Origin of the sequence: Zobellella denitrificans, assembly GCF_002407485.1 — a bacterium.
GTDB classification, from domain to species: Bacteria; Pseudomonadota; Gammaproteobacteria; order Enterobacterales; family Aeromonadaceae; genus Oceanimonas; species Oceanimonas denitrificans.
In genome coordinates this window covers 3,094,889-3,119,133 of sequence record NZ_CP012621.1, presented here as the reverse complement: position 1 = coordinate 3,119,133, position 24,245 = coordinate 3,094,889, and the positions used below count along the sequence as shown (strand labels likewise).

The 24,245-nt window shown below is 66.2% G+C and carries 25 protein-coding genes; 18 read left to right on the top strand and 7 right to left on the bottom strand.

The features are described from left to right. Positions 1 to 46: 46 nt before the first annotated feature. Positions 47 to 1,387 carry a Na+/H+ antiporter family protein gene (locus AN401_RS14695; RefSeq protein ID WP_096779750.1) on the top strand — a complete coding sequence of 447 codons (1,341 nt, stop codon included), beginning with the start codon at positions 47 to 49 and terminating at the stop codon, positions 1,385 to 1,387. A gap of 22 nt (positions 1,388 to 1,409) precedes the next feature. Here the strand turns inward: AN401_RS14695 and AN401_RS14690 are convergent, their stop codons facing one another. Beyond that, on the bottom strand, positions 1,410 to 2,309 hold the full coding sequence (locus AN401_RS14690) for a LysR substrate-binding domain-containing protein (RefSeq protein WP_094039989.1): 900 nt from the start codon (positions 2,307 to 2,309) through the stop codon (positions 1,410 to 1,412). Between the two features lie 92 nt (positions 2,310 to 2,401). Between AN401_RS14690 and AN401_RS14685 the strand changes: the two genes are divergently transcribed. Further along, positions 2,402 to 3,214 carry a phytanoyl-CoA dioxygenase family protein gene (locus AN401_RS14685; protein WP_094039988.1) on the top strand — a complete coding sequence of 271 codons (813 nt, stop codon included), beginning with the start codon at positions 2,402 to 2,404 and terminating at the stop codon, positions 3,212 to 3,214. Here the strand turns inward: AN401_RS14685 and AN401_RS14680 are convergent. Beyond that, positions 3,211 to 4,056: an AraC family transcriptional regulator gene (locus AN401_RS14680; RefSeq protein WP_094039987.1), complete on the bottom strand. Its 846-nt coding sequence runs from the start codon at positions 4,054 to 4,056 to the stop codon at positions 3,211 to 3,213. The genes AN401_RS14685 and AN401_RS14680 overlap by 4 nt on opposite strands. Positions 4,057 to 4,176: 120 nt before the next feature. Here AN401_RS14680 and AN401_RS14675 point away from each other — a divergent pair, with 120 nt between their 5' ends. Further along, positions 4,177 to 4,809 carry an HAD-IA family hydrolase gene (locus tag AN401_RS14675; protein WP_094039986.1) on the top strand — a complete coding sequence of 211 codons (633 nt, stop codon included), beginning with the start codon at positions 4,177 to 4,179 and terminating at the stop codon, positions 4,807 to 4,809. 151 nt (positions 4,810 to 4,960) lie between these two features. On the opposite strand, the gene AN401_RS14670 is transcribed toward AN401_RS14675, so the two are convergent. From AN401_RS14670 to AN401_RS19850, 5 genes are all read right to left on the bottom strand, one after another. Then, positions 4,961 to 5,272: an AzlD family protein gene (locus AN401_RS14670; protein ID WP_094039985.1), complete on the bottom strand. Its 312-nt coding sequence runs from the start codon at positions 5,270 to 5,272 to the stop codon at positions 4,961 to 4,963. After that, a complete protein-coding gene (locus tag AN401_RS14665; RefSeq protein WP_094039984.1) occupies positions 5,269 to 5,979 on the bottom strand; it encodes an AzlC family ABC transporter permease in 711 nt (236 codons plus the stop codon). The genes AN401_RS14670 and AN401_RS14665 overlap by 4 nt, the downstream gene beginning before the upstream one ends. A 216-nt stretch (positions 5,980 to 6,195) precedes the next feature. Continuing rightward, a complete protein-coding gene (gene ettA, locus AN401_RS14660; RefSeq protein ID WP_094039983.1) occupies positions 6,196 to 7,863 on the bottom strand; it encodes an energy-dependent translational throttle protein EttA in 1,668 nt (555 codons plus the stop codon). Positions 7,864 to 8,193: 330 nt separating this feature from the next. Then, on the bottom strand, positions 8,194 to 9,252 hold the full coding sequence (locus tag AN401_RS14655) for a BMP family protein (RefSeq protein WP_094039982.1): 1,059 nt from the start codon (positions 9,250 to 9,252) through the stop codon (positions 8,194 to 8,196). A 234-nt stretch (positions 9,253 to 9,486) separates the two neighbouring features. Beyond that, a complete protein-coding gene (locus AN401_RS19850) occupies positions 9,487 to 9,678 on the bottom strand; it encodes a hypothetical protein (protein ID WP_142995611.1) in 192 nt (63 codons plus the stop codon). Positions 9,679 to 9,938: 260 nt separating this feature from the next. Between AN401_RS19850 and AN401_RS14650 the strand changes: the two genes are divergently transcribed. The 15 genes from AN401_RS14650 to AN401_RS14580 all read left to right on the top strand — a co-directional run bounded on the left by AN401_RS14650 (position 9,939) and on the right by AN401_RS14580 (position 24,164). Continuing rightward, positions 9,939 to 10,802 (top strand): sugar phosphate isomerase/epimerase family protein, encoded by an 864-nt coding sequence (locus tag AN401_RS14650; RefSeq protein WP_094039981.1) that lies wholly within the window; start codon positions 9,939 to 9,941, stop codon positions 10,800 to 10,802. 225 nt (positions 10,803 to 11,027) lie between these two features. Then, positions 11,028 to 11,816, top strand: a complete 789-nt coding sequence (locus AN401_RS14645; protein WP_096779749.1) for an IclR family transcriptional regulator — start codon at positions 11,028 to 11,030, stop codon at positions 11,814 to 11,816. 234 nt (positions 11,817 to 12,050) lie between these two features. After that, a complete protein-coding gene (locus AN401_RS14640) occupies positions 12,051 to 12,359 on the top strand; it encodes a non-heme iron oxygenase ferredoxin subunit (RefSeq protein ID WP_094039979.1) in 309 nt (102 codons plus the stop codon). Positions 12,360 to 12,373: 14 nt separating this feature from the next. Then, the gene (locus AN401_RS14635) at positions 12,374 to 12,673 is read left to right on the top strand and encodes a recombinase-like helix-turn-helix domain-containing protein (RefSeq protein ID WP_094039978.1); all 300 of its coding nucleotides are present in this window, start codon (positions 12,374 to 12,376) and stop codon (positions 12,671 to 12,673) included. Positions 12,674 to 12,705: 32 nt separating this feature from the next. Next, a complete protein-coding gene (locus tag AN401_RS14630; protein ID WP_094039977.1) occupies positions 12,706 to 13,740 on the top strand; it encodes an aromatic ring-hydroxylating oxygenase subunit alpha in 1,035 nt (344 codons plus the stop codon). Continuing rightward, positions 13,733 to 14,491 carry an SDR family oxidoreductase gene (locus AN401_RS14625; protein ID WP_094039976.1) on the top strand — a complete coding sequence of 253 codons (759 nt, stop codon included), beginning with the start codon at positions 13,733 to 13,735 and terminating at the stop codon, positions 14,489 to 14,491. The genes AN401_RS14630 and AN401_RS14625 overlap by 8 nt, the downstream gene beginning before the upstream one ends. Before the next feature lie 29 nt (positions 14,492 to 14,520). After that, positions 14,521 to 15,453: a VOC family protein gene (locus AN401_RS14620; RefSeq protein WP_094039993.1), complete on the top strand. Its 933-nt coding sequence runs from the start codon at positions 14,521 to 14,523 to the stop codon at positions 15,451 to 15,453. A 3-nt stretch (positions 15,454 to 15,456) separates the two neighbouring features. Continuing rightward, a complete protein-coding gene (locus tag AN401_RS14615) occupies positions 15,457 to 16,677 on the top strand; it encodes an NAD(P)/FAD-dependent oxidoreductase (protein ID WP_094039975.1) in 1,221 nt (406 codons plus the stop codon). A 22-nt stretch (positions 16,678 to 16,699) separates the two neighbouring features. Continuing rightward, positions 16,700 to 17,956 (top strand): MFS transporter, encoded by a 1,257-nt coding sequence (locus tag AN401_RS14610; RefSeq protein ID WP_094039974.1) that lies wholly within the window; start codon positions 16,700 to 16,702, stop codon positions 17,954 to 17,956. A gap of 88 nt (positions 17,957 to 18,044) precedes the next feature. Next, the gene (locus AN401_RS14605) at positions 18,045 to 18,566 is read left to right on the top strand and encodes a cupin domain-containing protein (protein ID WP_096779748.1); all 522 of its coding nucleotides are present in this window, start codon (positions 18,045 to 18,047) and stop codon (positions 18,564 to 18,566) included. A 2-nt stretch (positions 18,567 to 18,568) separates the two neighbouring features. Further along, positions 18,569 to 19,417 (top strand): alpha/beta fold hydrolase, encoded by an 849-nt coding sequence (locus tag AN401_RS14600; RefSeq protein WP_096779747.1) that lies wholly within the window; start codon positions 18,569 to 18,571, stop codon positions 19,415 to 19,417. Beyond that, positions 19,414 to 20,208, top strand: a complete 795-nt coding sequence (locus tag AN401_RS14595) for an SDR family oxidoreductase (protein WP_096779746.1) — start codon at positions 19,414 to 19,416, stop codon at positions 20,206 to 20,208. Before AN401_RS14600 ends, AN401_RS14595 begins: the two co-directional genes overlap by 4 nt. A gap of 8 nt (positions 20,209 to 20,216) precedes the next feature. Next, positions 20,217 to 21,008: an aspartate dehydrogenase gene (locus tag AN401_RS14590; RefSeq protein WP_096779745.1), complete on the top strand. Its 792-nt coding sequence runs from the start codon at positions 20,217 to 20,219 to the stop codon at positions 21,006 to 21,008. Between the two features lie 11 nt (positions 21,009 to 21,019). Next, entirely contained in the window at positions 21,020 to 22,486 is a 1,467-nt protein-coding gene (locus tag AN401_RS14585; RefSeq protein ID WP_096779744.1) for an aldehyde dehydrogenase, read from the top strand. A gap of 37 nt (positions 22,487 to 22,523) precedes the next feature. Continuing rightward, a complete protein-coding gene (locus AN401_RS14580) occupies positions 22,524 to 24,164 on the top strand; it encodes a thiamine pyrophosphate-binding protein (RefSeq protein ID WP_096779743.1) in 1,641 nt (546 codons plus the stop codon). The last annotated feature ends 81 nt before the right edge of the window (positions 24,165 to 24,245 follow it).

Below are 24,245 nucleotides of genomic sequence, written 5' to 3'. Positions count from 1 at the left end.
GGTGCGCCGCATTAAAAGGACGTAACAACACAGGGGAGAGGAACCTATGAATGCCATTGTTTTGGCTATTTTGGTGATGGTAGGGCTGTGTCTGGCCCGGGTATCGGTGGTGTTTTCACTGGTGGTCGCCGCCCTGGTGGGCGGGCTTTGGGCGGGGATGTCGGTGGAGCAGGTGATCGGCGCCTTCAACGAGGGGCTGGGCGGAGGCGCCACCGTGGCGCTGGCCTACGCCACCCTCGGCGCCTTTGCGGTGGCGCTGTCGCGTACCGGCATTACCGGCCTGGTGGCCGACAAAACGCTGGCCTGGGTCGGGGCCCGCCGTGAGCCGGGCCAACTGGGGGACATCAAGTGGTTGCTGTTCGGCGCCCTGGTTATCGTGGGCGCCGCTTCCGGCACCGTGGTGCCGGTGCATATCGCCTTTATTCCCATACTGGTGCCGCCGCTGCTGGGGTTGATGAGCATGCTGCAACTGGACCGGCGCGCCGTGGCCTGTGTGATCACCTTCAGCATCACCATCATGTACATGACCACCCCCGTCGGGTTTGGGACGATTTTTCTCAACGACATTCTCACAGGCAGCGTCAACCAGGCCGGCAGTGAACTGGGTTTGCAGGTGACTCCTGAGATGGCGCCCAGGGCCATGCTGATCCCGGCACTGGGCATGCTGTTGGGGCTGCTGGTGGCGGTGCTGTTCAGCTACCGCCGGCCGCGGGCATATCGGCATCAGCCGGTGGCGGCCGCAGCCCGGGAAAAGACCGAGCTCCGGCTCTCCAAACGACAGTTGGCGATGATACTGGTGGCGGTGGTGGGGGCCCTGGCGGTGCAGCTTGCTACCGGCTCCATGGTGCTGGGCGGCCTGCTGGGCTTTGCCCTGTTGTCGATGAACGGCCTGTTCAAATGGAAGGAGCAGGACGACGTCTTCACCCAGGGCATGCGGTTGATGGCGCTGATCGGTTTTATCATGATTGCCGCCTCCGGCTTTGCCGGGGTGATGAAGGCCTCGGGCGCCATTCCCGAACTGGTGGCGGGATCGGGGGCGCTGATCGGCAACAGCCCGGCGCTGGCGGCACTGGTGATGCTGCTGGTGGGGTTGTTCATTACCATGGGCATCGGCTCGTCGTTTTCCACCGTTCCCATTATCGCCGCCATCTATGTGCCGCTGGCGCTGAGCTTCGGCTTCTCGCCCCTGGCCACCCTGGCGCTGGTGGGTACGGCGGGCGCCCTCGGCGATGCCGGCTCGCCGGCCTCCGACTCCACCCTGGGGCCCACCGCCGGGCTGAACGCCGACGGCCAGCACGATCATATCCGCGACTCGGTGATCCCCACCTTTATCCACTACAACATTCCGCTGGTGATCTTCGGTTGGGTGGCGTCCCAGGTGCTGTAGCCCCGTTGTCTACCGGGTATGGCTAGCTGGCTTGCCCGGCGACCAGGCCGAGGAACAGCCGGGCCGGCACCGACAGCGGAAAGCGGCGGGAGTGGGCCAGCACCACCCGCTGGGGCTGGACCTCGTCGGCGAGCGGCACGCAGGCGAGGGCCGCGCCATCGTAGCTGCGGTCTCCCGCCGGCCGGGTGCAGGACAGCGCCACCCCGTGACCGTGGGCCACCAGGCCCCGTTGCAGTTCGAAGGACGCCGTGGTGTGGACGATGTCGGGCTTGAGTCCCCGGTGCCAGAACAGGGAGAGGAAATACTCCCGGGTGAGCGGCAGATCCTGCAGTATCAGCCGCTCCGCCGCCAGCTCTGTGAGGCTGAGGGAAGGGCTGGCCGCCCTGGGATGGGTGGTGGGCAGCAGGGCATGGGGGAGCAGTTCATCCAGCACCTCGGCGTCTATCTCCTGCGGCAGGCCCAGATCGTAACTCAGGGCCAGCTCGGCCCGGCCCTGCTCCAGCGCCCGGCTCACGCCGGCCAGATCCTCCTCCTGCATCAATACCCGGATCCCGGGGTAGCGGCGCTCGAAGCGGCTCACCAATCGTGGCAGGTAGTAGGGCGCGATATCCCTGAAACAGCTCAGCACCAACTGGCCCTCCACCTCGCTGTCGTCCTGCCGCTGACGGGCCAGCAGGTTGTGGGACAGGGTGAGGATATGGCGCGCCTCCTTCAACAGCGCTTCGCCGCCGGGCGTAAGGCTGACTCCCTGGCCCCGGTGGCGCTGGAACAGGGGCTGCTCCAGCAACCCCTCGAGCTGGGTGATGGCGATGGACACCGAAGGCTGGGACACATGCAGCACCTCGGCCGCCTTGCTGACGCTGCCCTGCTGGGCCACCGCGACAAAGTAGCTCAGTTGCCGGAAGGTAAAAGGTATAGCCATTGCTCTATGTATCCCATATGTAAACTGTATTTATAAGCTATGTGATGCCGATGCTAAAGTCGAGTCGTCGCTAACCACAGGGAGGAATCATCATGGGTCACACAACCACCACGACCTGGCTGACACAGGATCAACGGGACGCCTATGCGCGAGACGGCGCCATCGTCGTCAAGGGTGTGTTCAAGGACTGGATAGAGCCATTACGGGCAGGTTTTGAACGGGTGCTGCGCGAGCCTGGCGAGCATGGCCGGGAGAACGTGACCGGCAACGATGGCGGACGTTTTTTCGAGGATTACTGCAACTGGCAGCGGATACCTGAATTCCGGCATTGGATAGAGGCGTCCCCCGGAGCGGCGATTGCCGGGGAGGCTACCGGCTCACGGCAAATTCAGGTATTCCATGAGCATATTCTGGTGAAGGAGCCGGGCACCGCCAAGCCCACACCCTGGCACCAGGATTTACCCTACTACTGCGTGGACGGTGACCAGACGGCCAGTTACTGGATACCGCTGGATCCCATTACCCAGGAAAATGCCCTGCGGGTGGTGCTGGGCTCCCACCGCTGGCCCAAGTTGGTGCGACCGAGCAAGTGGTCCACCAATGCGTCCTGGTACCAGGATGACAGCCCTTTTATGGACATGCCGGATATCGACGGCGGGGACTTCGAGATCCTCATTCCCGAGCTGGAGCCGGGCGATGCGCTGTTGTTCAACTTCAAGACGGTACATGGTGCTCCGGGCAACCAGACATCCAACCGGCGCCGGGCCTTTTCTACCCGCTTTATCGGCGACGACGTGCGCTATGTCGACCGGGGCGGACCCACCTCGCCGCCGTTCGACGGCATCGGCCTGCAAACGGGGGAGCGGATGCGGGAGGACTGGTTCCCGGTGGTGTGGCGGCGTTAGCCCAGCCGGCGCCAGCCGAAGCGGCGGCGAAAGGCCAGGGGGCTCAGCCCGGTATGGGCGAGGAAGCTGCGGTTGAAATGGCTGGCGTTGTTGAATCCCGCCTGTTCGCGCACCAGCGCCACCGGCAGGGGGCTGGTGGTGAGCAGGTGGCAGGCGTGGCCCAGGCGCAGGCGGTTGAGGTACTGGCTGAAGCTGGTGTCGCAGTGCTGCTGCAGCAGCCGCTTGAGGGTGGCGGGGCTCAGGTTGCAGTGGCGGGCCACCTGCTCCAGGCGCAGGGGCGCTTGGTAGTGTTGCTGCAAATGGCCGAGCAGCCGATCCAGGCGCCGGTCCGGCGGTTGCTGCAACCGCCCGCCCAGGGGGCGGCAATGCTCGTCCGCGCGCAGCAGTTGCAGCAGCTCCAGCAGGGCGGCCAGGGCCGACAGCGAGCCCGGTTGCGCCATGCGCTCGAACAGTCGCCGGGCCCGGCGGGCGGTGGCGGTGCCGAACACGGCGCCGTTGCCGAGCCCGGCCAGCCAGTCGAGCAGGGGCGACAGCTCCACCAGTCCCGCCTCCACCTGGGCCTGCAGCCAGTGCCTGGGCAGGAACACCACATACACCTCGGGCGCGCCGTCCGAGGCCTTGGCGTCCCAGGTGTGGGGCACGTCCGGTCCCACCAGCGCCAGATCGCAATGCCCGAAGGGGGCCACGTCCTCGCCGATATAGCGCATGCCTTCCGCCCCCAGGGTCAGGGTGATCTCGTATTCCGGGTGGTAGTGCCACTGAAAGGGCACGCCGGCGTCCTTGAGGTGGGTCAGGGCCCAGGATCTGTGATGGGGCAGGCTCAGCAGTTCGCGTTTAAGCATTTTGGGCCACCTTGGATCTTGGTAATGAGCCAATAGTATCTTTTTTCGGGCCAAAGGAATAAACGGTGTGTCTCTGGCGGTTTAACATCAAGGTAACGACAACAGCATGAGGAGAGCACCATGAACACAGTGGCGGCCAAGGGCCTGATCTTCGATTTGGACGGTACCCTGGTGGATTCCCACCGGGCGGTGGAGCTGGCCTGGGCCCGCTGGTGCGACCGGCACGGCATCCCCCTGAGCGATGTGCTGGCCATCTGCCACGGGGTGCGCAGTGAAGAAACCATCCGCCGACTGGCACCGCAGCTGGACGTGGCGGCCGAGTCCGCCTGGCTGGAAGCGGTGGAGAAGAGCCTGAATGACAGCGTGACCGCCATCCCCGGCGCACGGGAGCTGCTGTGCTCGTTGCCGGATGACTACTGGGCCATCTGCACCTCGGGCAGCCTGCCGCTTTCCATGCCCAAGCTGGATCGCAACGAGCTGCCCCTGCCGCGGATCCGGGTGACCGCCGAACAGGTGAGCAGGGGCAAGCCGGATCCCGAGCCCTACCTGCTGGCGGCCCGGCTGCTGGGGCTGGCGGCACCGGACTGCCTGGTGTTCGAGGATGCCCCGGCCGGCATCGCCTCGGCCCTGGCCGCCGGCTGCCGGGTGGTGATAGTGGGCGGCTGCCGCCACGAGCACGAGCGGGTGCTGGGCAATATCCCCGACTACCGGAAGGTCAGCTACCGGGATGGGCGGCTCAGTCTGCCGATATAACCAGACAATGGCGCCGTTTCGGCGCCATTAGCTTATTAATCGCTGATATTTGCCGATATTGATGCCATCCCCGTGTCATTCCCGCGAAGGCGGGAATCCAGGACCAAGGGCGCCGGGCCTGCAGCCGGCACAGGCACAGATGATGGCGCTACTACCCCAGCTGCCTGGCCAGCGCGGCCACCAGGATGCCGGCGGCGATGGCCGGCAGCGGCTTTTTCAGCACCAGCATGGTCAGCCCGGTGGCCAGCAGCGCCAGGCGGGCGCCGGTGTCGCCGTTGAGGGCCAGGGGAGTGAGGATGGCCACCAGCACCGAGCCGGACATGGCGCCGATAAACTGCTGCACCCGGCGGTTGATGGGCACGAAGGACATCACCAACACCCCGCCCCAGCGGGTGGCCAGGGTGACCAGTGCCATCACGCCGATGATAAGCCAGGGCCCGAGGCCTGCTGTGTCCAGGTTCATGCGCTTTCCTTCTCCATCCACAGGGCGCCGAGCACGCCGCCCGACAGGGCGCCCACCACCACGTGGCTGTTGGCGGGCAGATACCAGTAGGCCAGCATGGCCGAGAGCGCGGCCACCGTCCAGATCGCCAGGTTGCGCAGATCCTTGCGCCCACCCACCACCATGGCCAGCAGGAAACAGCCCATCACCATGTCCAGTCCCAGGCTGACCGGGTCCTCGATGGCGTTGCCGAAATGCAGCCCGAGCCAGGTGCCGAGGATCCAGAATGACCAGATGGCGAGCCCGCCGCCGAACAGCACGCCCAGCGCCCGCTCGCCCCGGTGAAAGCCCTGCATGGCCATGGCCCAGTTGGCGTCGGAGGCGAACAGCATCACCCCGTAGCGCCTGGCCGGCGGCAGGTGGCGCAGCCAGGGGTAGAGGGTGGCGCCCATCAGCAGGTGGCGGGCGTTGATGGCGAAGGTGGTGATCACCAGGGGCACCAGCGGCACCTGGGTACCCCAGAGATCGAGGGCGGCGAACTGGGAGGCGCCGGCGAACACCAGGGCGCTCATCAGCACGATATCGGTATCGTTCAGCCCCACCTGGGTGGCGGCCAGGCCGAAGGCCAGCCCGAACACGGCGACGAAAAGGGAAAGCGGCACCAGCTGCCTGAAGCCGTGCCAGGTGTCCTGCCCGTCCAGCCGGGCGAGGGCGGCGTGGTGTTCCATGGAATATCCCGCTTGTGGTTCTGATCAGGGGCGACAGCATAGCACCATGGCGAAGGCGGAGCGAGCTGGCGGAAAGTAGTAAAGACCGGACGGGAAGGCGGTGTTGTTTTGGTTCAATGCCGCTGCCGGCAGTGAAAAATACCGGTGAGCGCCAGGCTTGCCTTGAGCATGAAAAAGCCCGCGTGATGCGGGCTTGGGAATAACAATGAGCAAACCTTACTTGGCGATGCGCTTGTACTTGATGCGGTGGGGCTGGATGGCCTCGGCGCCGTAGGTTTTCTTCTTCCACTCTTCGTACTCGGTGAAGTTGCCTTCGAAGAATTCCACCTTGCCCTCGTCCTTGTAGTCCAGGATATGGGTGGCGATACGGTCGAGGAACCAGCGGTCGTGGGAGATGACCATGGCGCAGCCGGGGAATTCCAGCAGGGCGTTTTCCAGAGCGCGCAGGGTTTCCACGTCCAGGTCGTTGGTCGGTTCGTCCAGCAGCAGCACGTTGCCGCCGGTTTGCAGCAGCTTGGCCATGTGCAGGCGGCCGCGTTCACCGCCGGACAGCTCGCCCACCCGCTTCTGCTGGTCGGTGCCCTTGAAGTTGAACCGGCCCAGGTAGGCGCGGCTGGGGATCTCCAGGTTGCCGATGCGCATCATGTCCAGGCCGCCGGACACTTCTTCCCAGACGGTTTTCTTGTCGTCCATGGCGTCGCGGAACTGCTCCACCGAGGCCAGTTGCACGGTGTCGCCCAGGGTGATGGTGCCGGCGTCCGGCTGCTCGGCGCCGGTGAGCATGCGGAACAGGGTGGATTTACCGGCGCCGTTGGGGCCGATAATGCCGACGATGGCGCCCTTGGGAATGCTGAACGACAGGTCGTCGATCAGCACCCGGTCACCGTAGGACTTGGTCAGGTGCTCGACTTCCACCACCTTGTCACCCAGGCGCGGGCCGGGCGGGATGAACAGCTCGTTGGTTTCGTTGCGCTTCTGGTAGTCCTGGTTCTGCAGCTCCTCGAACCGGGCCATGCGCGCCTTGGACTTGGCCTGGCGGCCCTTGGGATTCTGGCGCACCCACTCCAGTTCCTTCTGGATGGACTTCTGGCGCGCGGCTTCGGAGGACTGCTCCTGGGCCAGGCGCTGATCCTTCTGCTCCAGCCAGGAGGAGTAGTTGCCTTCCCAGGGAATGCCCTCGCCCCGGTCCAGCTCCAGGATCCAGCCGGCCACGTTGTCGAGGAAGTAACGGTCGTGGGTAATGGCCACCACAGTGCCTTCGTAGTCGTGCAGGAAGCGCTCCAGCCAGGCCACGGACTCGGCGTCCAGGTGGTTGGTGGGTTCGTCCAGCAGCAGCATGTCGGGTTTTTCCAGCAGCAGCTTGCACATGGCCACCCGGCGGCGTTCACCCCCGGACAGCTTGCCTATCTGAGCGTCCCAGGGCGGCAGGCGCAGGGCGTCGGCGGCCCGCTCCAGCTGGTTGTCCAGGTTGTGGCCGTCGTGGGCCTGGATGATGGCTTCCAGCTCGCCCTGGCGCTTGGCCAGCTTGTCGAAGTCGGCGTCCGGATCCGCGTAGGCGGCGTAGACCTGATCCAGCTCCTTGAGGGCACCGGCTACCTCGGCCACGCCTTCTTCCACTTCCTGGCGCACCGTGTGCTCAGGGTTGAGTTTGGGCTCCTGGGGCAGGTAGCCGATCTTGATGCCGGGCTGGGGGCGGGCCTCGCCTTCGATTTCGGTGTCGATGCCGGCCATGATGCGCAGCAGGGTGGACTTACCGGCGCCGTTCAGGCCCAGTACGCCGATTTTGGCGCCGGGGAAAAACGACAGGGAGATATTCTTCAGAATATGACGCTTGGGCGGAACCACCTTGCCCACGCGGTGCATGGTGTAAACAAATTGAGCCATTGTTACTTGTCCTGATAAATCAGTAAGTTAATAGGTTTTTTGGCGGGCCTGGCGGTTGCCTGGGGCCAACCGGACAGCCATGGCGGTATATGGTACTTGGCTGGGCGGGGAATGCCAGTGGCGAATGGGGTGAAAAAGTGAAGATCCTGGTTGCCTGACGGTGGGGCGCAGGCAGCACCGGAGTTTCACGAAGCCGCAACAGGGATTGCCGCGTCGCGTCAATTTGCAGGCGAGCCGCCTGCGCTCCATCTGAGCAGTGCGCTGGGTGGAGCGCGGGCGGCCCGCCCGCATGAGCGCCGCAGGCGCTCATTTATTCAAAGGCATGGTATATCAGGACTTGGCTTTCAGCTCTTCCTTGAAGGACTGCGGCACGAATTCACCGGTGGCCGGGTTGAACTCGGGGCCTTCGTAGCTGGTGTTGATGCGGATCTCGCCGCTGATGAGCTTGGCGGCCAGCTCGTCCAGTTGCTGTCTTATCTCGGGTGAGACGTCCTCTGCCAGGGTCAGTTTGACCACGTCGCCCTGGCCCAGGCCGATCTCGGTGATCTGGTCGGGCTGCCATTGGCCGGTGGTAAAGTCGCGGGCGGCGTTGAGGATGGCTACGCTGGCGTCGGCCACCGCCGAGCCCACGAAGCTGGTGTCCACCTGGGTCCAGTCGGACACGTTGCCGATATGGCGTACCTTGCCGTCATGGGATTTGATCTCGTCGATCACCCCCTGGCGGCCGGCGTTGAGCATGGTGTAGATCACATCGGCGCCCTGGCCGATTTCGGCGGCGGCCGCCTGGGCGTTGATGTCGGTATTGTCCAGATCGCCGGTAAACCAGGTCAGGAACTTGGCGTCGGGATTGACGTGTTTGACTCCGTCGTAAAAGGCGGCGCGGCCGATCAGGCCGGGCTGGGGCCAGGCACCGGAAATATGGCCGACCACGTCGGTCCGGGTGGTCAGCCCGGCCAGGGCGCCGGCCAGCCAGGCCGAGTCTTCCTGGCGAACCACATAGCTCGAAAGGTTGGGGCCCTGTACATGGCCCTGGATCACCACGAACCGGATGTCGGGAAACTCCTTGCTCACTATCTCTGCCGGGCCGTTGCACTGGCCGCCATGGGCGATGATGAGGTCGGGGCCTTCCTGCGCCAGCTTGCGCATGGCTTCGGTGAGCAATGCCGGATCGGACGTGGCGGAAATATTGGATACATAACTGGCGTTGACATCGAGCTCCGCCTTGATCTTTTCATAGCCCCGGTAGGCGGCCTGCATAAAGCCGTTGTCGTCGTGCTTACCCGGGATCAATACGGCGATCTTGTGCTGATCCTCGGCGGCCAGGGCCTGTCCGAGAGGAGCCAGTGTCATACCGGCGGCGATCAGTAAGGCGCTTCCAAGCTTGTGCATGCATTCTCTCCTTGGCAATGGGGTCTTCTGCGTGTGTACTTTTTTGTTTGCTTTTCTGTGAACAATAACTTCACAGACAGACCTTAGTCTTTGGTTGCTAAATTGTTAACATTTTGTTTCGCATGCTGTGGCGAGGTTCACAGAAATCATTGCCGGAGAGCCGGAAAAGGGGGATAAGGCGGTAGCGGATGGGAGGATGGAAAGGGAAGAAAGGGGCGCGTCCCTGCGGCCGGGTTATTCGTCTTCTCTGCTGCTCCAGCGGGTGAGGCTGGCGGAGATGACGGTGTTGCCGAAGAAAGCCCAGTCCATCCAGACCGGCTTGTCGGCGTACTTGTCCATGGTGGCGGCGGTGGCGAGCAGCGGCGCCCAGAGGGCGACCATCAGCGAGCAGGCCAGCACGCCTTTTCTGATTTTTCTTGTTTTCATTGGGCACTCCCGGATAAGGGGAACTCATTTATAGCATGGCCGGGGCGGGCCCAGAAGACGAAATTTGGCATCGGTCACACTTTGAAAACTTTTGTGGATTGAATGTTTCGATTTTTGGGTTTGTGTGGAATATTTATTTCATTGTCTGTGCCGGTGCGGCGCCTTATCGCCCGCAACCGGCAGCATCAATAATGGAAGGAGCCGGTTCCCGCCGCCGGGAGCCGCCGCTGTTTGGACTGCTGAGTCAAGGGAGCAGAGTTATGCGTTTGGTATACGATCCGTCGCACTATCGTGACAACACCGGCCTGAAGGAGACCATCGACACCGTGGCCCGGCTGGGATACGAATGGGTAGAGCTGTCTCCGCGCAAGGATTTCATCTGGTTCTACGAGTATCCCAAGGTCGATCGGCAGCTGATCAAGGATCTTAAAAAGTATTGTGCCGACGCCGGCGTCAGGATCTCTTCGGTGCTGCCGGTGCAGCAGTGGTCCTCCCCGGTGGAGGAAGAGCGCCAGGCCGCGGTGCGCAACTGGAAGCGCTGCATCGAGATCACCGCCGAACTGGGGGTGGATCTGATGAACTCCGAGTTCAGCGGCAACAAGCGCAAGCCCCAGGCCAGCGAGGATGCCTTCGTCCGCTCGATGGAAGAGCTGATGCCGCTGTTCGAGCGCGAGAGCATCAAGCTCAACCTGCAGTCCCATCCCCACGACTTTATCGAGCAGAACATCGAAGCGGTGCGCATGATCCGCGCCCTGGACAAGGACTGGATCAAGCTGGTCTATTCGGTGCCCCACGCCTTCTATTACGACGACGGCATCGGCGATGTGGTCAAACACATCGAGGAAGCCGGCGATCTGCTGGCCCATGTGCTGATCGCCGACACCTTCAACCACAAGGCCGGCTTCGGCCTGCGCTACATCATCAACCCGCCGGACGCGGACGTGACCATTCACCAGCACCTCAACCCGGGCGAGGGCGAGGTGGACTTCGACGCCCTGTACCGCAAGCTCAGGGAGATCAAGTTCGACGGCATCGTCACCAACGCGGTGTTCGCCTATCCCGACCGGCCCGAGTGGTCCAACGAGCTGACCCTGAAATCGATTCGCGAGGGCCTTCATCTCTGAAGCAGGCCCGGGCCGGAGGAAAGACAATCACAACCGTCATAACATCAACCAAAAACTATAGCCTTGCCCTTTACGCTGCCTCCTTAATGGGGGCGTTTTTTTGGGCGCTGGCCCCGCCAGCGGGCGGCGACGCCGGCCTCCCCTTAGCCGGGCGTTGACGAAAGGGCGGGGCCATGCTCCAATTTTGCCTTTATAAGGCAACAAATGTCGGGCACAGAGGAACCTATGGAAACCGATGACAGATACATAGTCCCCGGCCTGGTGCGGGGGCTGGAGGCGCTGCAGGCGTTCAGCGACGAGAAAAGGAATTTGAGCGTGTCCGAGCTGGCCGAGATTATCGGGGTCAACCGCTCCAGCGCCTTTCGTATCGCCTATACCCTGGAGCACTGCGGTTTTCTGCACAAGGAAGACAACTCCCGCCGTTACAGCCTGAACTCCAGGGTACTGGATCTGGGCTTCACCTACCTGTCGGGGCTGGATTTGCTGGAGCCGTCGCGCCCCATCATGCAGCGGTTGCGGGATCAAACCACCATCGCCTGCCACCTGGTGATCCGCCAGGGCACCGATATCGTGTTCGTGGATCGCTACCAGGCCACGGGCCCCTTCACCAGCACGGTGGGGGTCGGTACCCGCTGGCCGGCCCACGCCACCGTCACCGGCCAGCTGCTGCTCTCCGACCTGTCCGACGAGGCCATCACCGAATTGTACCGGGACTACCGTTGGGAAACCTTCACCGAGGGCACGCCCACCAGCCTGGAGGCGCTGTTGGCGCGTATCCGCGAGGTGCGCGGGCAGCCGGCCCTGATCAGCTGGGGCTACTTCAACCCGGCCATGGCCGCCTGTGCCGCGCCCATCTACCGGCAGAGCGACAGCAGCATGATCGCCTCGGTGTCGGTCAGCTGCCCGCTGGGCGGCATTGCCCGGGAAGAGTTCGAAGGCCGCATCCGGGACGAGGTCATCGCCGCCGCCCAGAGCCTGTCCCGCACCCTGAGCCTGAACAACGCCCATCCCTGATCCCGCGCCCTCAAGGCGCCGAGACTCCCCCACCAACGCCATGCGACCGCATGGCGTTTTTTATGGCCGGCTCCCGGCGCTAATAACTCCTGGTCATAAAACACCCGCCCAATCCCCTCAAAAAATTTAACAACAAAGAAACCTTGTGTTGACAGAGGTCAATGAACGGATCTAATCTCTGTTTCGTAGGTAAATCATAGTTTCATATATAAAACACAAAGGAGTGACGGAGCCATGAACTGGGTTTCCATTTGCAAGCTGGGCGACATCTCCGATGAGAGCCCGCTGGCCGTCAAGGTAGGCGACAAGGAGATCGGCGTGTTCAGGGTGGAAGGCCGCCTGCACGCCATCGAGGACATCTGTCCCCATGCCTATGCCCTGCTCACCGAGGGCTTTGTTGAAGGCCGCACCGTCGAGTGCCCGCTGCACGAGGCCATCTTCGATATCCCCACCGGCAAGCTGCAAAGTGGCCCCGGCTGTCGTGATCTCCACATCTACGAGGTACGGGTCGACGGCGACGACGTACTGCTGAACATGGCATGACAAGGAACAGCACCATGGACAACTTCAATCCCAAACTGGCCGCCTGGCTGAAGAACGAGCCCGCCACCGAGGCCGGCCTCAACAACATCCAGATCCCGGGCAAGACCCGCAACTTGGTGTGGCAGAACCGCTACCGCGAGCCCACCCGCTACGAGCAGGCGCTGGTCAGCCAGCTGGAAAGCGCCTTCGCCGAGGGCATCGCCGAACTGGACGAACTGGTGGCCGCCCTCAACCGGCGCGGGCTGCGCAACGAAGCCGGCGAGGCCTGGACCCCCGCCAATTTTCAGGACGAAATGGCCCGCCTCGGTTACTGAGCGGCGCCTCACAGGGAAGCTAGGAGAACAAAATGAATCAACAGCTTGCAGTCGAACGCCATCTGGATTTGGGCCTCAAGGATCTGTGGTATCCGGTGGTGGCCAGCTGGGAAGTGGGCAACAGCCCGGTCGGCATCACCCGCCTGGGCGAAAACATCGTGCTGTGGCGCGACGCCGAGGGCAAGGTCAACGCCCTGGAAGATCGCTGCCCGCACCGGGGCGCGCGGCTGTCCCTGGGCTGGAACCTGGGCGACCGGGTGGCCTGCTGGTACCACGGGGTGGAAGTGAAGGGGGACGGCGTGGTCGCCGAGGTGCCGGCGGTGAGCGCCTGCCCCATGACCGGCAGCAAATGCCTGCGCTCCTACCCGGTGATCGAAAAGCACGGCGCCATCTTCCTCTGGTTCGGCCTGGATCCGGACGCCGAGCCCGCCGATCTGGTGCTGCCCGAGCAGCTCGACAGCGAGGAGTGGAGCAGCTTCCTGTGCCAGGCGGACTGGGCGGTGAACTACCGCTATGCCGTCGACAACGTCATGGATCCCATGCACGGCAGCTACCTGCACTGCACCTCCCACTCCATGGCGGAAGGGGACAAGAGCGCCGACATGCGTGCCCGCAACACCGAGCACGGCTTTATCTTCGAGAAAACCGGCCAGACCGGGGTCAACTTCGACTGGGTCGAGTTCGGCAGCAGCGGCGCCTTCTGGCTGCGCCTGTCCATTCCCTACCGCCGGCAGTTCGGTCCGGGCGGTGAATTCTGGATTGTCGGTTTCGCCACCCCGGTGGACGAGCACCACACCCGGGTGTTCTTCTGGCGGGCGCGCAAGGTCAGCGGCTGGCAGCGCGACGTGTGGCGCTTCCTCTACCGTAACCACCTGGAAAAGCTGCACTGGGACGTGCTGGAGCAGGACCGCGTCATCCTCGAGCAGCTGGCGCCCAACGCCCGCGACCACGAGTTCCTCTACCAGCACGATGTGGGCCTGTCGCGCCTGCGCCGGCTGATGAAGAAAACCGCCGAACAGCAGCTGGCCCAACTGGCGGCCAGGCAAGAGGCCGAGAACCATGGATAAGTTGCTGCAGGGCAAGAAGCTGCTGATCACAGGCGCCGCCCGGGGCCTGGGGCTGGACTTCGCCCGCGCCGCCACCGCCGCCGGCGCCGAGGTGGCCATGGCCGACATCCTCGCCGGGCAGGTGATGGCGGAGGCCAGGACCCTGGCCGCCGAGGGGCTCATCGCCCACGGCCTGGCGCTGGATCTGGCGGATCCGGCTTCCATCGAGGCCTGCGCCCGGGACGCCGCCGGCCTGCTCGGCGGCCTGGACGGCCTGGTCAACTGCGGCGCCATCGCCACCGGCATCGGCGGGGTCGACATGACCGATCTGGACATCGAGGTGTGGGACCGGGTGATGACCGTCAATGTGCGCGGCAGCTGGCTGATGACCCGGGCGGCGGTGCCCTACCTCAAGGCGGCGGGCGCGGGCAAGGTGGTCAACATCGCCTCCGACACCGCGCTGTGGGGCGCGCCCCGGCTGCTGGCCTACGTGGCCAGCAAGGGCGCCCTGCTGGCGATGACCCGCTCCATGGCCCGGGAGCTCGGCGAATACCGCATCTGCGTCAACGCCGTCAGCCCGGGGCTGACCCTGGTGGAAGCCACCCAATACGTGCCCCAGGCCCGCCACGACCAGTATGTGGACGGCCGCGCCATCCACCGGCCCCAGTTGCCGGAGGACGTCAATGGCGCCGTGCTCTACCTGCTGTCGGATCTGTCGTCCTTCGTCACCGGCCAGAACCTGCCGGTCAACGGCGGCTTCGTCTTCAACTGACCCGGCTGCCAACAAGAGAGAGTATGACCATGAAGATTACCGGAATTGAAGCCCTGAAATTCGGGGTGGACGACAGGCCAAAGGCCGCCAGCTTCCTCGCCGACTTCGGCCTGAGCCGTGGCGAGAGCGACATCCCGGGGGCGGATCTGTTCCTCACCCTGAACCAGAGCCGGCTCTACCTGTTCGACATCGACGACGCCCGGCTGCCGGCTGCCTTCGAGCCCGGCTCCACCCTGCGTGAAGTGGTCTGGGGCGTCGAAAGCGCCGCCTGTCTGGAGCAGCTGGCCGGGCGCCTGGCCGGGGTCGAGGGCCTGGCCCGCGACGCCGGGGGCCTGAGCTGCCGGGATCCCAACGGCATGACCCTGCGTTTCCGGCCGAGCGCCGTGCAGCCGGTCGCGCTGCGGGTGGCCGCCATCAACCAGCACGGCGACATCCGCCGGGTGGACGAGGCCAGCCCGGTGTACGAGCGGGGCGAGCCCATCGGCGTGGGCCACGTGGTGTTCTTCACCCCGGACCTGGCCAGGACCGAGGCCTTCTACCGGGACCGGCTCGGCTTTCACCTGTCCGACTGCTATGAGGGCAAGGGGGCCTTCATGCGCTGTGCCGCCGAAGGCCACCACCACGATCTCTTCCTGCTGCACGTGCCGGGCAAGGCCGCCGGGCTCAACCACGTGGCCTTTACCGTGCGCGATATCCACGAGGTGATCGGCGCCGGCATGGCGATGAACCGCAAGGGCTGGTCCACCTTTATCGGCCCGGGCCGTCACCCCATTTCTTCCGCCTATTTCTGGTACGTGAACAGCCCCCTGGGTGGTGCCTTCGAGTACTACACCAACGACGACTACCTCACTCCCGCCTGGCAGCCCCGCACCATGGAGCACCGGCTGGAACTCTTTACTGAGTGGGCGATCGAGGGCGGCCTGGACGGCCACACCCGGCGCCAGGTCAAACAGGGGGGCTGAACCATGAACCAAGCGATTTCCCGCATCGTCATTATCGGCGCAGGCCAGGCCGGAGCCTGGGCCGCCCATACCTTAAGGCAACAGGGTTATGGGGGCAGGTTGTCAGTGGTGTCCGACGAAGAGCGGGTTTTTTACGAGCGGCCGCCCCTGTCCAAGCAGGTGCTGGCCGGCGACATGGCCCCGGCGGCGCTGCAGCTGTTCTCCGACGAGGCCATCGACGCCATGAGCATCGACTGGCACAAGCCGGCCCGGGCCACCGCCATCGACCCCCGCGGCCATGTGGTGACCCTCGACAACGGCACCGAGCTGGCCTACGACAAGCTGCTGATCGCCACCGGCAGCCGGGCCCGGGTGCCGGTGCGGGAATGGCTGAGCCTGCCCCAGGTGTTCACCCTGCGCACCCCCGAGGATGCGGCCCGCCTGGGCGAGCGGCTGGCGCCGGGCAAGCGCCTGGCCATCCTCGGCGGCGGCTGGATCGGCCTGGAAGTGGCCGCCACCGCCCGGGCCAAGGGGGTGGCGGTGAGCCTGTTCGAGCTGGGCGAGCGGCTCTGTGCCCGCAGCGTGCGGCCCGAGGTGTCCGACTTCCTGCGGGAGCTGCACCGGGAGCAGGGCGTCGAGGTAGAGCTGGACTGCGGCCTCCTCGAGCTGGTGGCCACCGACCAGGGAACCCTGCGCCTGCTCCGGGACGGACAGCAACTGCTGGAGGCCGATGCGGTGGTGGTGGGGGCGGGCGCCGAGATCGCCACCGAGCTGGGCCGCGACGCCGGCCTGGACGTGGCCCAGGGGCTGGTGGTCGACGAGCAGGGCCGGACCTCGGATCCGGACATCTACGCCGCCGGCGACGTGGCCATCCACCCCGGGCTGGGCTTTTGCATCCAGTCCTGGGCCAATGCCCAGAACCAGGCCATCTCGGCGGCGAAAGCCATGCTCGGCGAGGACAGCCCCTACCGGGACGAGCCCTGGATCTGGTCGGATCAATACGACTGCAACATCCAGATCCTGGGCATTCCCGCCAACGGCGACAGCCGCCTGGTGCGGCGGCAGGTCGGCGACCGGCAGCAGGCCTTTATCTACCTGGATGGGGAGGGGAGGCTGGAGTCGATGATCGCGGTCAACGACGCCAGGCTGGTCAAGCTCGGCAAGCGCTGGCTCAGGGCCGGCACCCTGCTGCCCGCCGAGCAACTGGCCGATCCCGCCGTCAACCTGATGGCGCTGAAACCGTAAAACGGAATAAAGGGTTATAAGTATGGAAACGCTGAAAGAAACCATCGGGACTGCCAAGATGCCGGTGCCGTCGAGCCTGATCAAGCAATGGTCCATCTCCGTCGTGCTGATGGTGTGCGTGGTGCTGGCCTTTTTCGACAAGATCAGCATCGCCGTGCTGTTCTCGGACCCGGCTTTCCAGGACGCCATGGGCATAGGTACCGACAAGACCCGGCTCGGCTGGCTGATGACCAGCTTCCTGCTGGCCTACGGCTTTTCCTCCATCTTTCTGAGCGTTGTCGGCGATCTCATCAATCCGCGTACCTGTCTGCTGGTGAGCGTGGCTTCCTGGGGCGTGCTGATGGCGCTGATGGGCCTGGCCACCAGCTACGAACAGCTGCTGGCGTTGCGGGTGCTGCTCGGCATCGCCGAAGGCCCGCTGTTCGCCCTGGCCTACAGCATCGTCAAGCAGTGCTACAGCGCCGGCCAGCAGGCCCGGGCCAGCACCATGTTCCTGCTCGGCACCCCCATCGGCGCCGCGCTCGGTTTCCCCATCACCGCCTTTATCCTCAACCTGTACGGCTGGCAGATGACCTTCTTCGTGATGGCGGCGTTGACCCTGGTGACCCTGGCGGTGGTGTACTTCGGGCTCAGGGGGGTGCAGCTGCGCGCCGAGGCGCAGCTGTCCGGCCCCCGTAAGCGGATGAGCTGGCAGCAGCACCTGCGCAACAGCCGGCAGCTGTTCGCCACCCCGGCGTTCTGGGCCCTGTGCCTGTTCAATGTCGCCCTGCTCACCTACCTCTGGGGCCTGAACGGCTGGCTGCCGAGCTACCTGATCGAGGAAAAGGGGGTGGACCTCAAGTCCTTCGGCGCCCTGTCGTCGCTGCCCTTTATCGCCATGCTGGCGGGGGAGATCGCCGGCGCCTTCCTGTCGGACAAGACCGGCAAGCGCGCGGCCCAGGTGTTCGGCGGCCTGCTGATCGCCGGCCTGTCCCTCTACCTGGTGTTGCAGCTGGAAGACGCGGTGTTGGCCATCCTCGCCATGTCGGTCAGCGCCATGAGCTGGGGTTTCGGGGTGTCGTCGGTGTTCGCCCTGCTGGCGCGCATCACCCCGGCCGAGGTGAGCGCCACCGCCGGCGGCATCTTCAACGGCTTCGGCAACTTCGCCGGCGCCGCCGCCCCGGTATTGATGGGCTACATAGTGACCCGCACCGGCGACTTCAACCTGGGGCTGCTGTTCCTGGTCTGGGTGGCGGTGATCGGCTCCCTGGTGCTGGTGCCCCTGATCAAAAAATACTGATTCAACCCACTGTTTGCTTGATTCCGCCGGCGCGGAAGGGACTCCCCTTGCCCGCGGACGGCGTAACACCACCGAAAGAGGAAATAAGATGAACGCGAAATTCGATACCTGGAACAAGCCCGCCGACAAGAGCCTGGGAGAATGGCTGGACAGCCGCATCGCCCGCTTCAGCACCCGTCGTTACGACTTCGAGGCCCTGAAGTTCCAGGCCGATTACGATCCCAAGTACCGCCGCGCCCAGATGCGCTACATGGGCACCGGCGCCACCGGGGTGCAGAACGACAGCAATACCGTGCCCTCCGAGCACTTCACCTTCTCCACCATGGTGCTGCCGGCCCAGTGCGAAGGCCCGTTGCACGTGCACCACGATGTGGAGGAGGTGTTCTTCATGCTGCGCGGCGCCATCACCCTGTTCGTGGAGCATGAAGGGGAGAAGTTCGAAACCCGGCTGGGCGAGCGGGATCTGATCTCCATCCCGCCCGGCATCTACCGCGGCCTGTTCAACCACGGCGAGGAAGACGCCCTGATGTGCGTGATGCTGGGGGCCAACAAGCCGACCATTCCGACCTATCCGGAAGATCACCCCCTGTCCAAGATCAAGCGGGCCTGACCATGAGCGCCCTGGTCAACAGCCTGTCCCGCTTCCCGCTGCGCCACCTCGACCTCGGCGGTCGCCGGCAGGCCTACCGCTGCGCCGGCCGGGGCCCGGCCCTGGTGCTGCTGCACGGCATCAGCTCCGGCTCCGGCTCCTGGGTCGGCCAGCTGGAAGCACTGGCCCGGGAATTCACCCTGGTTGCCTGGGACGCCCCGGGCTATGGCCAGAGCGCGCCCCTGGCGACCGCCACCCCGTCGGCCCTGGACTATGCCGCCGCGCTGCACGAACTGGTGGTGGCGCTGGAGCTGGAACGGCCGCTGCTGCTGGGCCACTCCCTGGGGGCGATGATCGGCGCCGCCTACGCCAGCCGTCATCCGGACGGGGTGCGTGGCCTGGTGCTGGCCAACCCGGCCCAGGGCTACGGCCGGGCCGATGCGGACACCCGCGAGCAGGTGTACCGCAAGCGCCCGGACATGCTGCGCAAACTGGGCCACCAGGGGCTGGCGGCGGCGCGCGGGCCGGTGCTCTTGTCCCAGCATGCCGGCCAGGACCAGCTGGATCTGGTGGCCCACGGCATGATGGGGCTGACCCTGGACGGCTTCGAGGCCGCTTCCTACCTGCTGGCTCATGACGATATCCGCGATTACCTGGCGGACTATCCCGCGCCCATCGGCGTTATCTACGGCGAGGAAGACGTGATCACCCCGCCCGCCGGCGTCCTGGCGCTGGCCGCCGGGCACCCCGGGGTCGGCATCGAGCCCCTGGCCGGGGCGGGCCACGCCAGCTATATCGACCAGCCCGACGCCTTCAACCGGGCCCTGTGCCGCCTGGCCGGGGCCTTACCGAATCGAGGAGTACAAGCATGAGTTTCAAGCTGCAAGGCAAGGTGGCGGTGGTCACCGGCGGTTCGTCCGGCATCGGGCTGGAAACGGTCCGGCTGCTGCTGGCGGAAGGCGCCCGGGTGGCCTGGTGCGGCCGCAACCCCGGGCGGCTGGCCGCCTCCCTGGAAGAGATGCGCGCCGCCTTTCCCGGGGCCGAGTGCCTGACCCGGCCCTGCAACGTGCTGGACAAGGCCGAGGTGGCCGCCTTTGCCGCCGCGGTGGAGGCCCGCTTCGGCGGAGCCGACCTGCTGATCAACAACGCTGGCCAGGGCCGGGTGTCGAACTTCGAGCAGACCGAGGATGAAGACTGGGTAGCCGAGATCCGGCTCAAGACCTTCAGCGTGCTCCACCCGATCCGCGCCTTCCTGCCCCAGCTGGAGCGCTCGGACTGCCCGTCCATCACCAACGTCAACTCGCTGCTGGCGCTGCAGCCGGAGCCGCACATGATCGCCACCTCGGCGGCGCGGGCGGCGCTGCTCAACCTGACCCACTCCCTGGCCCACGAGTTTTCCGCCCGGGGCATCCGGGTCAACTCCATCCTGCTCGGCATGGTGGAGTCGGATCAGTGGCGCCGCCGGTTCGCCGAGCGCGGCGACCGGGACCAGGACTGGGACGGCTGGACCGGGGCCATCGCCGAGCGCCGGGGCATCCCCATGGGCCGGCTGGGCAAGCCGGAAGAGCCGGCCCGGGCCCTGGTGTTCCTGGCCTCGCCGCTGGCGTCCTATACCACCGGCGCCGCCCTGGACGTGTCCGGCGGCTTCAACAAGCACCTGTAGGAGGGGCGATGAAACAGCTGATGATGATCGGGTTCGGCGCCATGGCGCGGGAAGTGCTGGCGCTGCTGCCGGCGGAGCTGAGCCTGAAATGGCTGCTGGTGCCGGCGGCCCGGGTGGCCGAGGTGCAGGCCGAACTGGGCCCGGCGGTGACCGTGCTGAGCCGGGTGGAGGACTGTGCCGCCACCCCGGATCTGGTGGTGGAATGCGCCGGCCAGACGGCGGTGCGCGAGCACGGCAGCGCCGTGCTGGCCCGGGGCTGGACCCTGGGGCTGATCTCGGTCGGCGCCCTGGCCGACGAGGCCCTGGCCCGGGATCTGCGCCTGGCCGCCGGCCAGGGCGGGGGCCGCATCCTGGCCCTGGCCGGGGCCATCGCCGGCATCGACGGCCTGGCCGCCGCCCGGGAAGGGGGGCTGGAGTCGGTCACCTACCAGGGCCGCAAGAGCCCCCAGAGCTGGCGCGGCAGCCCGGCGGAAACCCTGGTGGATCTGGACGGCGTCACCGCGCCGACGGTGTTCTTCAGCGGCACGGCGCGGGAGGCGGCGCGGCTGTTCCCGGCCAATGCCAACGTGGCGGCCACCATCGCCCTGGCCGGGCTCGGCATGGACGAGACCCGGGTCGAACTGGTGGTGGATCCGGACAGCCGGCGCAACCAGCACCGGATCCGGGCCAGCGGCCGCTTCGGCGAGCTGGACATCGCCCTGAGCGGCCTGCCGCTGGCCGCCAATCCCAAAACCTCCACCCTGGCGGCACTGAGCGTGGTGCGCGCCTGCCGGCAGTGCACGGATCCCCTGGTTATTTAAGGAGTCATGTCATGGTTAGACCCATTTTTATCGGCGGTGAATGGCGCCAGGGCCGGGGCCCGGTGAGCATCAGCCATTTCCCGGCGGACGGCAGCGTCAACGCCGAGGTCAGCACCGCCAGCGTCGAGGACGTGGAAGAGGCGGTGCAGGCCGCCGAGCGCGCCTGGCGCCATCCGTCCTGGCGCCAGGCCCTGCCGCACCAGCGCGCCGCCGTGCTGTACCGGGTGGCGGATCTGATCGAGCAGCGCAGCGAACAGCTGGCCGCCCTGCAGACCCGGGATAACGGCAAGCCGCTGGCGGAAACCCGGGCCCTGGTGGCCAGCGCCGCCGGCACCGCCCGTTACTTCGCCGCCGCCTGCGAGACCCTGGACGAACAGCTCAATACCCCGCGCGCCCCGGATTTCATGACCCTGAGCGTGCATGAACCGATCGGCGTGGTGGCCGCCATCACCCCCTGGAACTCGCCCATCGCCAGCGAGATGCAGAAGATCGCCCCGGCCCTGGCCGGCGGCAACGCCGTGCTGCTCAAGCCCGCCGACGCCACCCCGCTGGCGGCGCTGGAGCTGGCCAAGCTGTTCGAGGAGGCCGGCCTGCCCAAGGGGCTGCTCAGCATACTGCCCGGGCGCGGCTCGGTGGTGGGCGAGGCCCTGGCCCGCCACCCCCTGGTGCGCAAGATCTCCTTCACCGGCGGCACCAACACCGGCCGCCGCCTGGCCCACGTGGCGGCGGACAAGCTGATCCCCACCTCGCTGGAGCTGGGCGGCAAGTCGCCCACCCTGGTGCTGGAAGACGCGGATCTCGAGCTGGCCGCCAAGGGCGTGGTCTACGGCATCTTCAGCTCCGCCGGCCAGGCCTGCATCGCCGGCTCCCGGCTGTTCGTGCACAGCAGCCTCTACGAGCGCTTCCTCACCCGGCTGCTGGGCCTGACCCGGGAGCTGCGGGTCGGCCATCCGGAGCGGCCCGGCATTCACATGGGGCCGCTCATCAACGAGGCCCACCTCCAGTCGGTGGCCGACTACGTGGCCCTGGCCAGGGCCGAGGGCGGCCGGGTGCTGTGCGGCGGCGAACGGCTGACCGTGGGCGAGCTGGCCGGAGGCTGCTTCTATCCGCCCACCATCATCGCCGGCCTGGCCAACAGCGCCCGGGTATGCCAGGAGGAAATCTTCGGCCCGGTGCTGGTGGTGATGAGCTTCGACGACGAAGACCAACTGGTGGCCGAGGCCAACGACAGCGTGTTCGGCCTGGCCGCCGGCATCTGGAGCGAGGACTTCCGCCGGGCCTGGCGCCTGGCGCGCCGGCTCGAGACCGGCACCGTCTGGATCAATACCTACAAGAAATTTTCGGTTTCCGCCCCCTTCGGCGGTTTCAAGGAAAGCGGCCTCGGCCGGGAAAAAGGCCGCCAGGGCGTGCTCGCCTACATGCAGCAGAAGAGCATCTACGTGGGCCTGAGTGACCAACCCAACCCCTGGTGCTGCTAAGCCCGGGCTAACGACTGAACAGAACAAGGACAGCATCATGAGCAACAGAGTCAATGTGGGCGAAGCCATCGCCCGGGTACTGGAAGCCCACGGCGTGAACAGCGTCTACGGGGTCATCTCCATCCACAACCTGCCCATCGCCGACGCCATCGGCCGGCGCGAGCGGATCCGTTTCGTGGCCGCCCGGGGCGAAGCCGGCGCCGTGACCATGGCCGACGCCCACGGCCGCTTCTCCGGCCTGGGCGTGGCCATCACCAGCACCGGCGCCGGCGCCGGCAACGCGGTGGGCGCCCTGCTGGAGGCGCTGAACGCCGCCAGCCCGCTGATCCATCTCACCGGCCAGGTGGAGCGGGAATACCTGGACCGGGACGCCAGCTTTATCCACGAAACCCGGGACCAGCTGACCTTCCTCAAGGCCAGCAGCAAGGCGGCCTTCCGCATCACCAGCCCGGAGCAGGCGGTGGGCGTGCTGCGCGAGGCGATCCGCGTGGCCACCACGGTGCCCATGGGGCCGGTGAGCGTGGAGCTGCCCATCGACGTGCAGGCGGCGGAGATCAGCCTGCCCGCCGAGCTGGGTCCGGTGCGCCCCCTGGCTGTGCCGGCGCCGGCACAGCCGGAGCTGGCCGCCCTGGCGGCGGCGCTGCAGGCGGCCAGGCGCCCGCTGCTGTGGGTGGGCGGTGGCGCCCTGCACTGCAGCGAGGAAGTGGCGGCGCTGGCGGATCTGGGGGTGGCGGTGATCTCCTCCACCCATGGCCGCGGCATCCTGCCCGATGCCCATCCGCGCAGCCTGGGCGCCTTCCACAACTCGGCGGCGGTCGAGGCGCTGATGGCCGAGTGCGATCTGGCGCTGGTGGTGGGCTCGCGCCTGCGCAGCAACGAGACCCGCACCTATTCCCTGGCCCTGCCGCGCCCCCTGTACCAGGTGGACGCCAGCCCGGCGGCGGCCCAGCGCAACTACCCGGTGGACCATTTCGTGTGCGGCGACGCCAAGGCGGTGCTGGCCGCCCTGGTGGCGGCGCTGCAGGGGCAGGCCAAGGCCAACCCCGAGTTCGACCGGGCCATCGCCGAGGCGAAAACGGCGGCGGTGGCGGCGCTCACCGAGCAGCTCGGCCCCTATGCCACCCTCTGCGGCCAGCTGCGGGCGGCGCTGCCCGATGACGGCATCCTGGTGCGCGACATCACCATGTCCGGCAGCACCTGGGGCAGCCGGCTGTTCCCCATCCAGGCGCCCAACACCAATATCCACTCCCTGGCCGGCGCCATCGGCATGGGCCTGGCCATGGCCATCGGCGCCGCCGTGGCCAACCCGGAGCGCAAGGTGGTGGGCCTGGTGGGCGACGGCGGCCTGATGCTGGGGGTGGGCGAGCTGGCGACCATGGTGCAGGAGCAGACCAACCTGATGCTGCTGGTGATGAACGACGGCGGCTACGGGGTGATGCGCGGCATCCAGAACCAGTACTTCGGCGGCCGCCAGTACTTCAACCAGCTGCACACCCCCGACTTCAAGGCCCTGGGCGAGGCCGTGGGCCTGGCCAGCTGGAAGGCGGCCAGCCTGGCCGAGTTCGAGCAGGCCATCGGCGAGGCCATGGCGGTGCAGGGCCCGGCCCTGGTGGAAGTGGAGATGAACGGCATAGGTCCGCTCAACTTCGCCGGCCCGCCCCAGAAGAAGCTGTACTGAGCGGGAGCGGGGGCCGACCGGGCACCGGGCAGGGTAAACGCTGGCCTGCATCAGGTGGTGGCGCGGGTCTTGTCCTCCGCA

What these genes read in the sequence shown, in the direction of transcription:
- AN401_RS14695 (WP_096779750.1), top strand. Translation starts at nt 47, where the DNA reads ATGAATGCCATTGTTTTGGCTATTTTGGTGATGGTAGGGCTGTGTCTG.
- AN401_RS14690 (WP_094039989.1), bottom strand. Translation starts at nt 2,309, where the DNA reads ATGGCTATACCTTTTACCTTCCGGCAACTGAGCTACTTTGTCGCGGTG.
- AN401_RS14685 (WP_094039988.1), top strand. Translation starts at nt 2,402, where the DNA reads ATGGGTCACACAACCACCACGACCTGGCTGACACAGGATCAACGGGAC.
- AN401_RS14680 (WP_094039987.1), bottom strand. Translation starts at nt 4,056, where the DNA reads ATGCTTAAACGCGAACTGCTGAGCCTGCCCCATCACAGATCCTGGGCC.
- AN401_RS14675 (WP_094039986.1), top strand. Translation starts at nt 4,177, where the DNA reads ATGAACACAGTGGCGGCCAAGGGCCTGATCTTCGATTTGGACGGTACC.
- AN401_RS14670 (WP_094039985.1), bottom strand. Translation starts at nt 5,272, where the DNA reads ATGAACCTGGACACAGCAGGCCTCGGGCCCTGGCTTATCATCGGCGTG.
- AN401_RS14665 (WP_094039984.1), bottom strand. Translation starts at nt 5,979, where the DNA reads ATGGAACACCACGCCGCCCTCGCCCGGCTGGACGGGCAGGACACCTGG.
- ettA (WP_094039983.1), bottom strand. Translation starts at nt 7,863, where the DNA reads ATGGCTCAATTTGTTTACACCATGCACCGCGTGGGCAAGGTGGTTCCG.
- AN401_RS14655 (WP_094039982.1), bottom strand. Translation starts at nt 9,252, where the DNA reads ATGCACAAGCTTGGAAGCGCCTTACTGATCGCCGCCGGTATGACACTG.
- AN401_RS19850 (WP_142995611.1), bottom strand. Translation starts at nt 9,678, where the DNA reads ATGAAAACAAGAAAAATCAGAAAAGGCGTGCTGGCCTGCTCGCTGATG.
- AN401_RS14650 (WP_094039981.1), top strand. Translation starts at nt 9,939, where the DNA reads ATGCGTTTGGTATACGATCCGTCGCACTATCGTGACAACACCGGCCTG.
- AN401_RS14645 (WP_096779749.1), top strand. Translation starts at nt 11,028, where the DNA reads ATGGAAACCGATGACAGATACATAGTCCCCGGCCTGGTGCGGGGGCTG.
- AN401_RS14640 (WP_094039979.1), top strand. Translation starts at nt 12,051, where the DNA reads ATGAACTGGGTTTCCATTTGCAAGCTGGGCGACATCTCCGATGAGAGC.
- AN401_RS14635 (WP_094039978.1), top strand. Translation starts at nt 12,374, where the DNA reads ATGGACAACTTCAATCCCAAACTGGCCGCCTGGCTGAAGAACGAGCCC.
- AN401_RS14630 (WP_094039977.1), top strand. Translation starts at nt 12,706, where the DNA reads ATGAATCAACAGCTTGCAGTCGAACGCCATCTGGATTTGGGCCTCAAG.
- AN401_RS14625 (WP_094039976.1), top strand. Translation starts at nt 13,733, where the DNA reads ATGGATAAGTTGCTGCAGGGCAAGAAGCTGCTGATCACAGGCGCCGCC.
- AN401_RS14620 (WP_094039993.1), top strand. Translation starts at nt 14,521, where the DNA reads ATGAAGATTACCGGAATTGAAGCCCTGAAATTCGGGGTGGACGACAGG.
- AN401_RS14615 (WP_094039975.1), top strand. Translation starts at nt 15,457, where the DNA reads ATGAACCAAGCGATTTCCCGCATCGTCATTATCGGCGCAGGCCAGGCC.
- AN401_RS14610 (WP_094039974.1), top strand. Translation starts at nt 16,700, where the DNA reads ATGGAAACGCTGAAAGAAACCATCGGGACTGCCAAGATGCCGGTGCCG.
- AN401_RS14605 (WP_096779748.1), top strand. Translation starts at nt 18,045, where the DNA reads ATGAACGCGAAATTCGATACCTGGAACAAGCCCGCCGACAAGAGCCTG.
- AN401_RS14600 (WP_096779747.1), top strand. Translation starts at nt 18,569, where the DNA reads ATGAGCGCCCTGGTCAACAGCCTGTCCCGCTTCCCGCTGCGCCACCTC.
- AN401_RS14595 (WP_096779746.1), top strand. Translation starts at nt 19,414, where the DNA reads ATGAGTTTCAAGCTGCAAGGCAAGGTGGCGGTGGTCACCGGCGGTTCG.
- AN401_RS14590 (WP_096779745.1), top strand. Translation starts at nt 20,217, where the DNA reads ATGAAACAGCTGATGATGATCGGGTTCGGCGCCATGGCGCGGGAAGTG.
- AN401_RS14585 (WP_096779744.1), top strand. Translation starts at nt 21,020, where the DNA reads ATGGTTAGACCCATTTTTATCGGCGGTGAATGGCGCCAGGGCCGGGGC.
- AN401_RS14580 (WP_096779743.1), top strand. Translation starts at nt 22,524, where the DNA reads ATGAGCAACAGAGTCAATGTGGGCGAAGCCATCGCCCGGGTACTGGAA.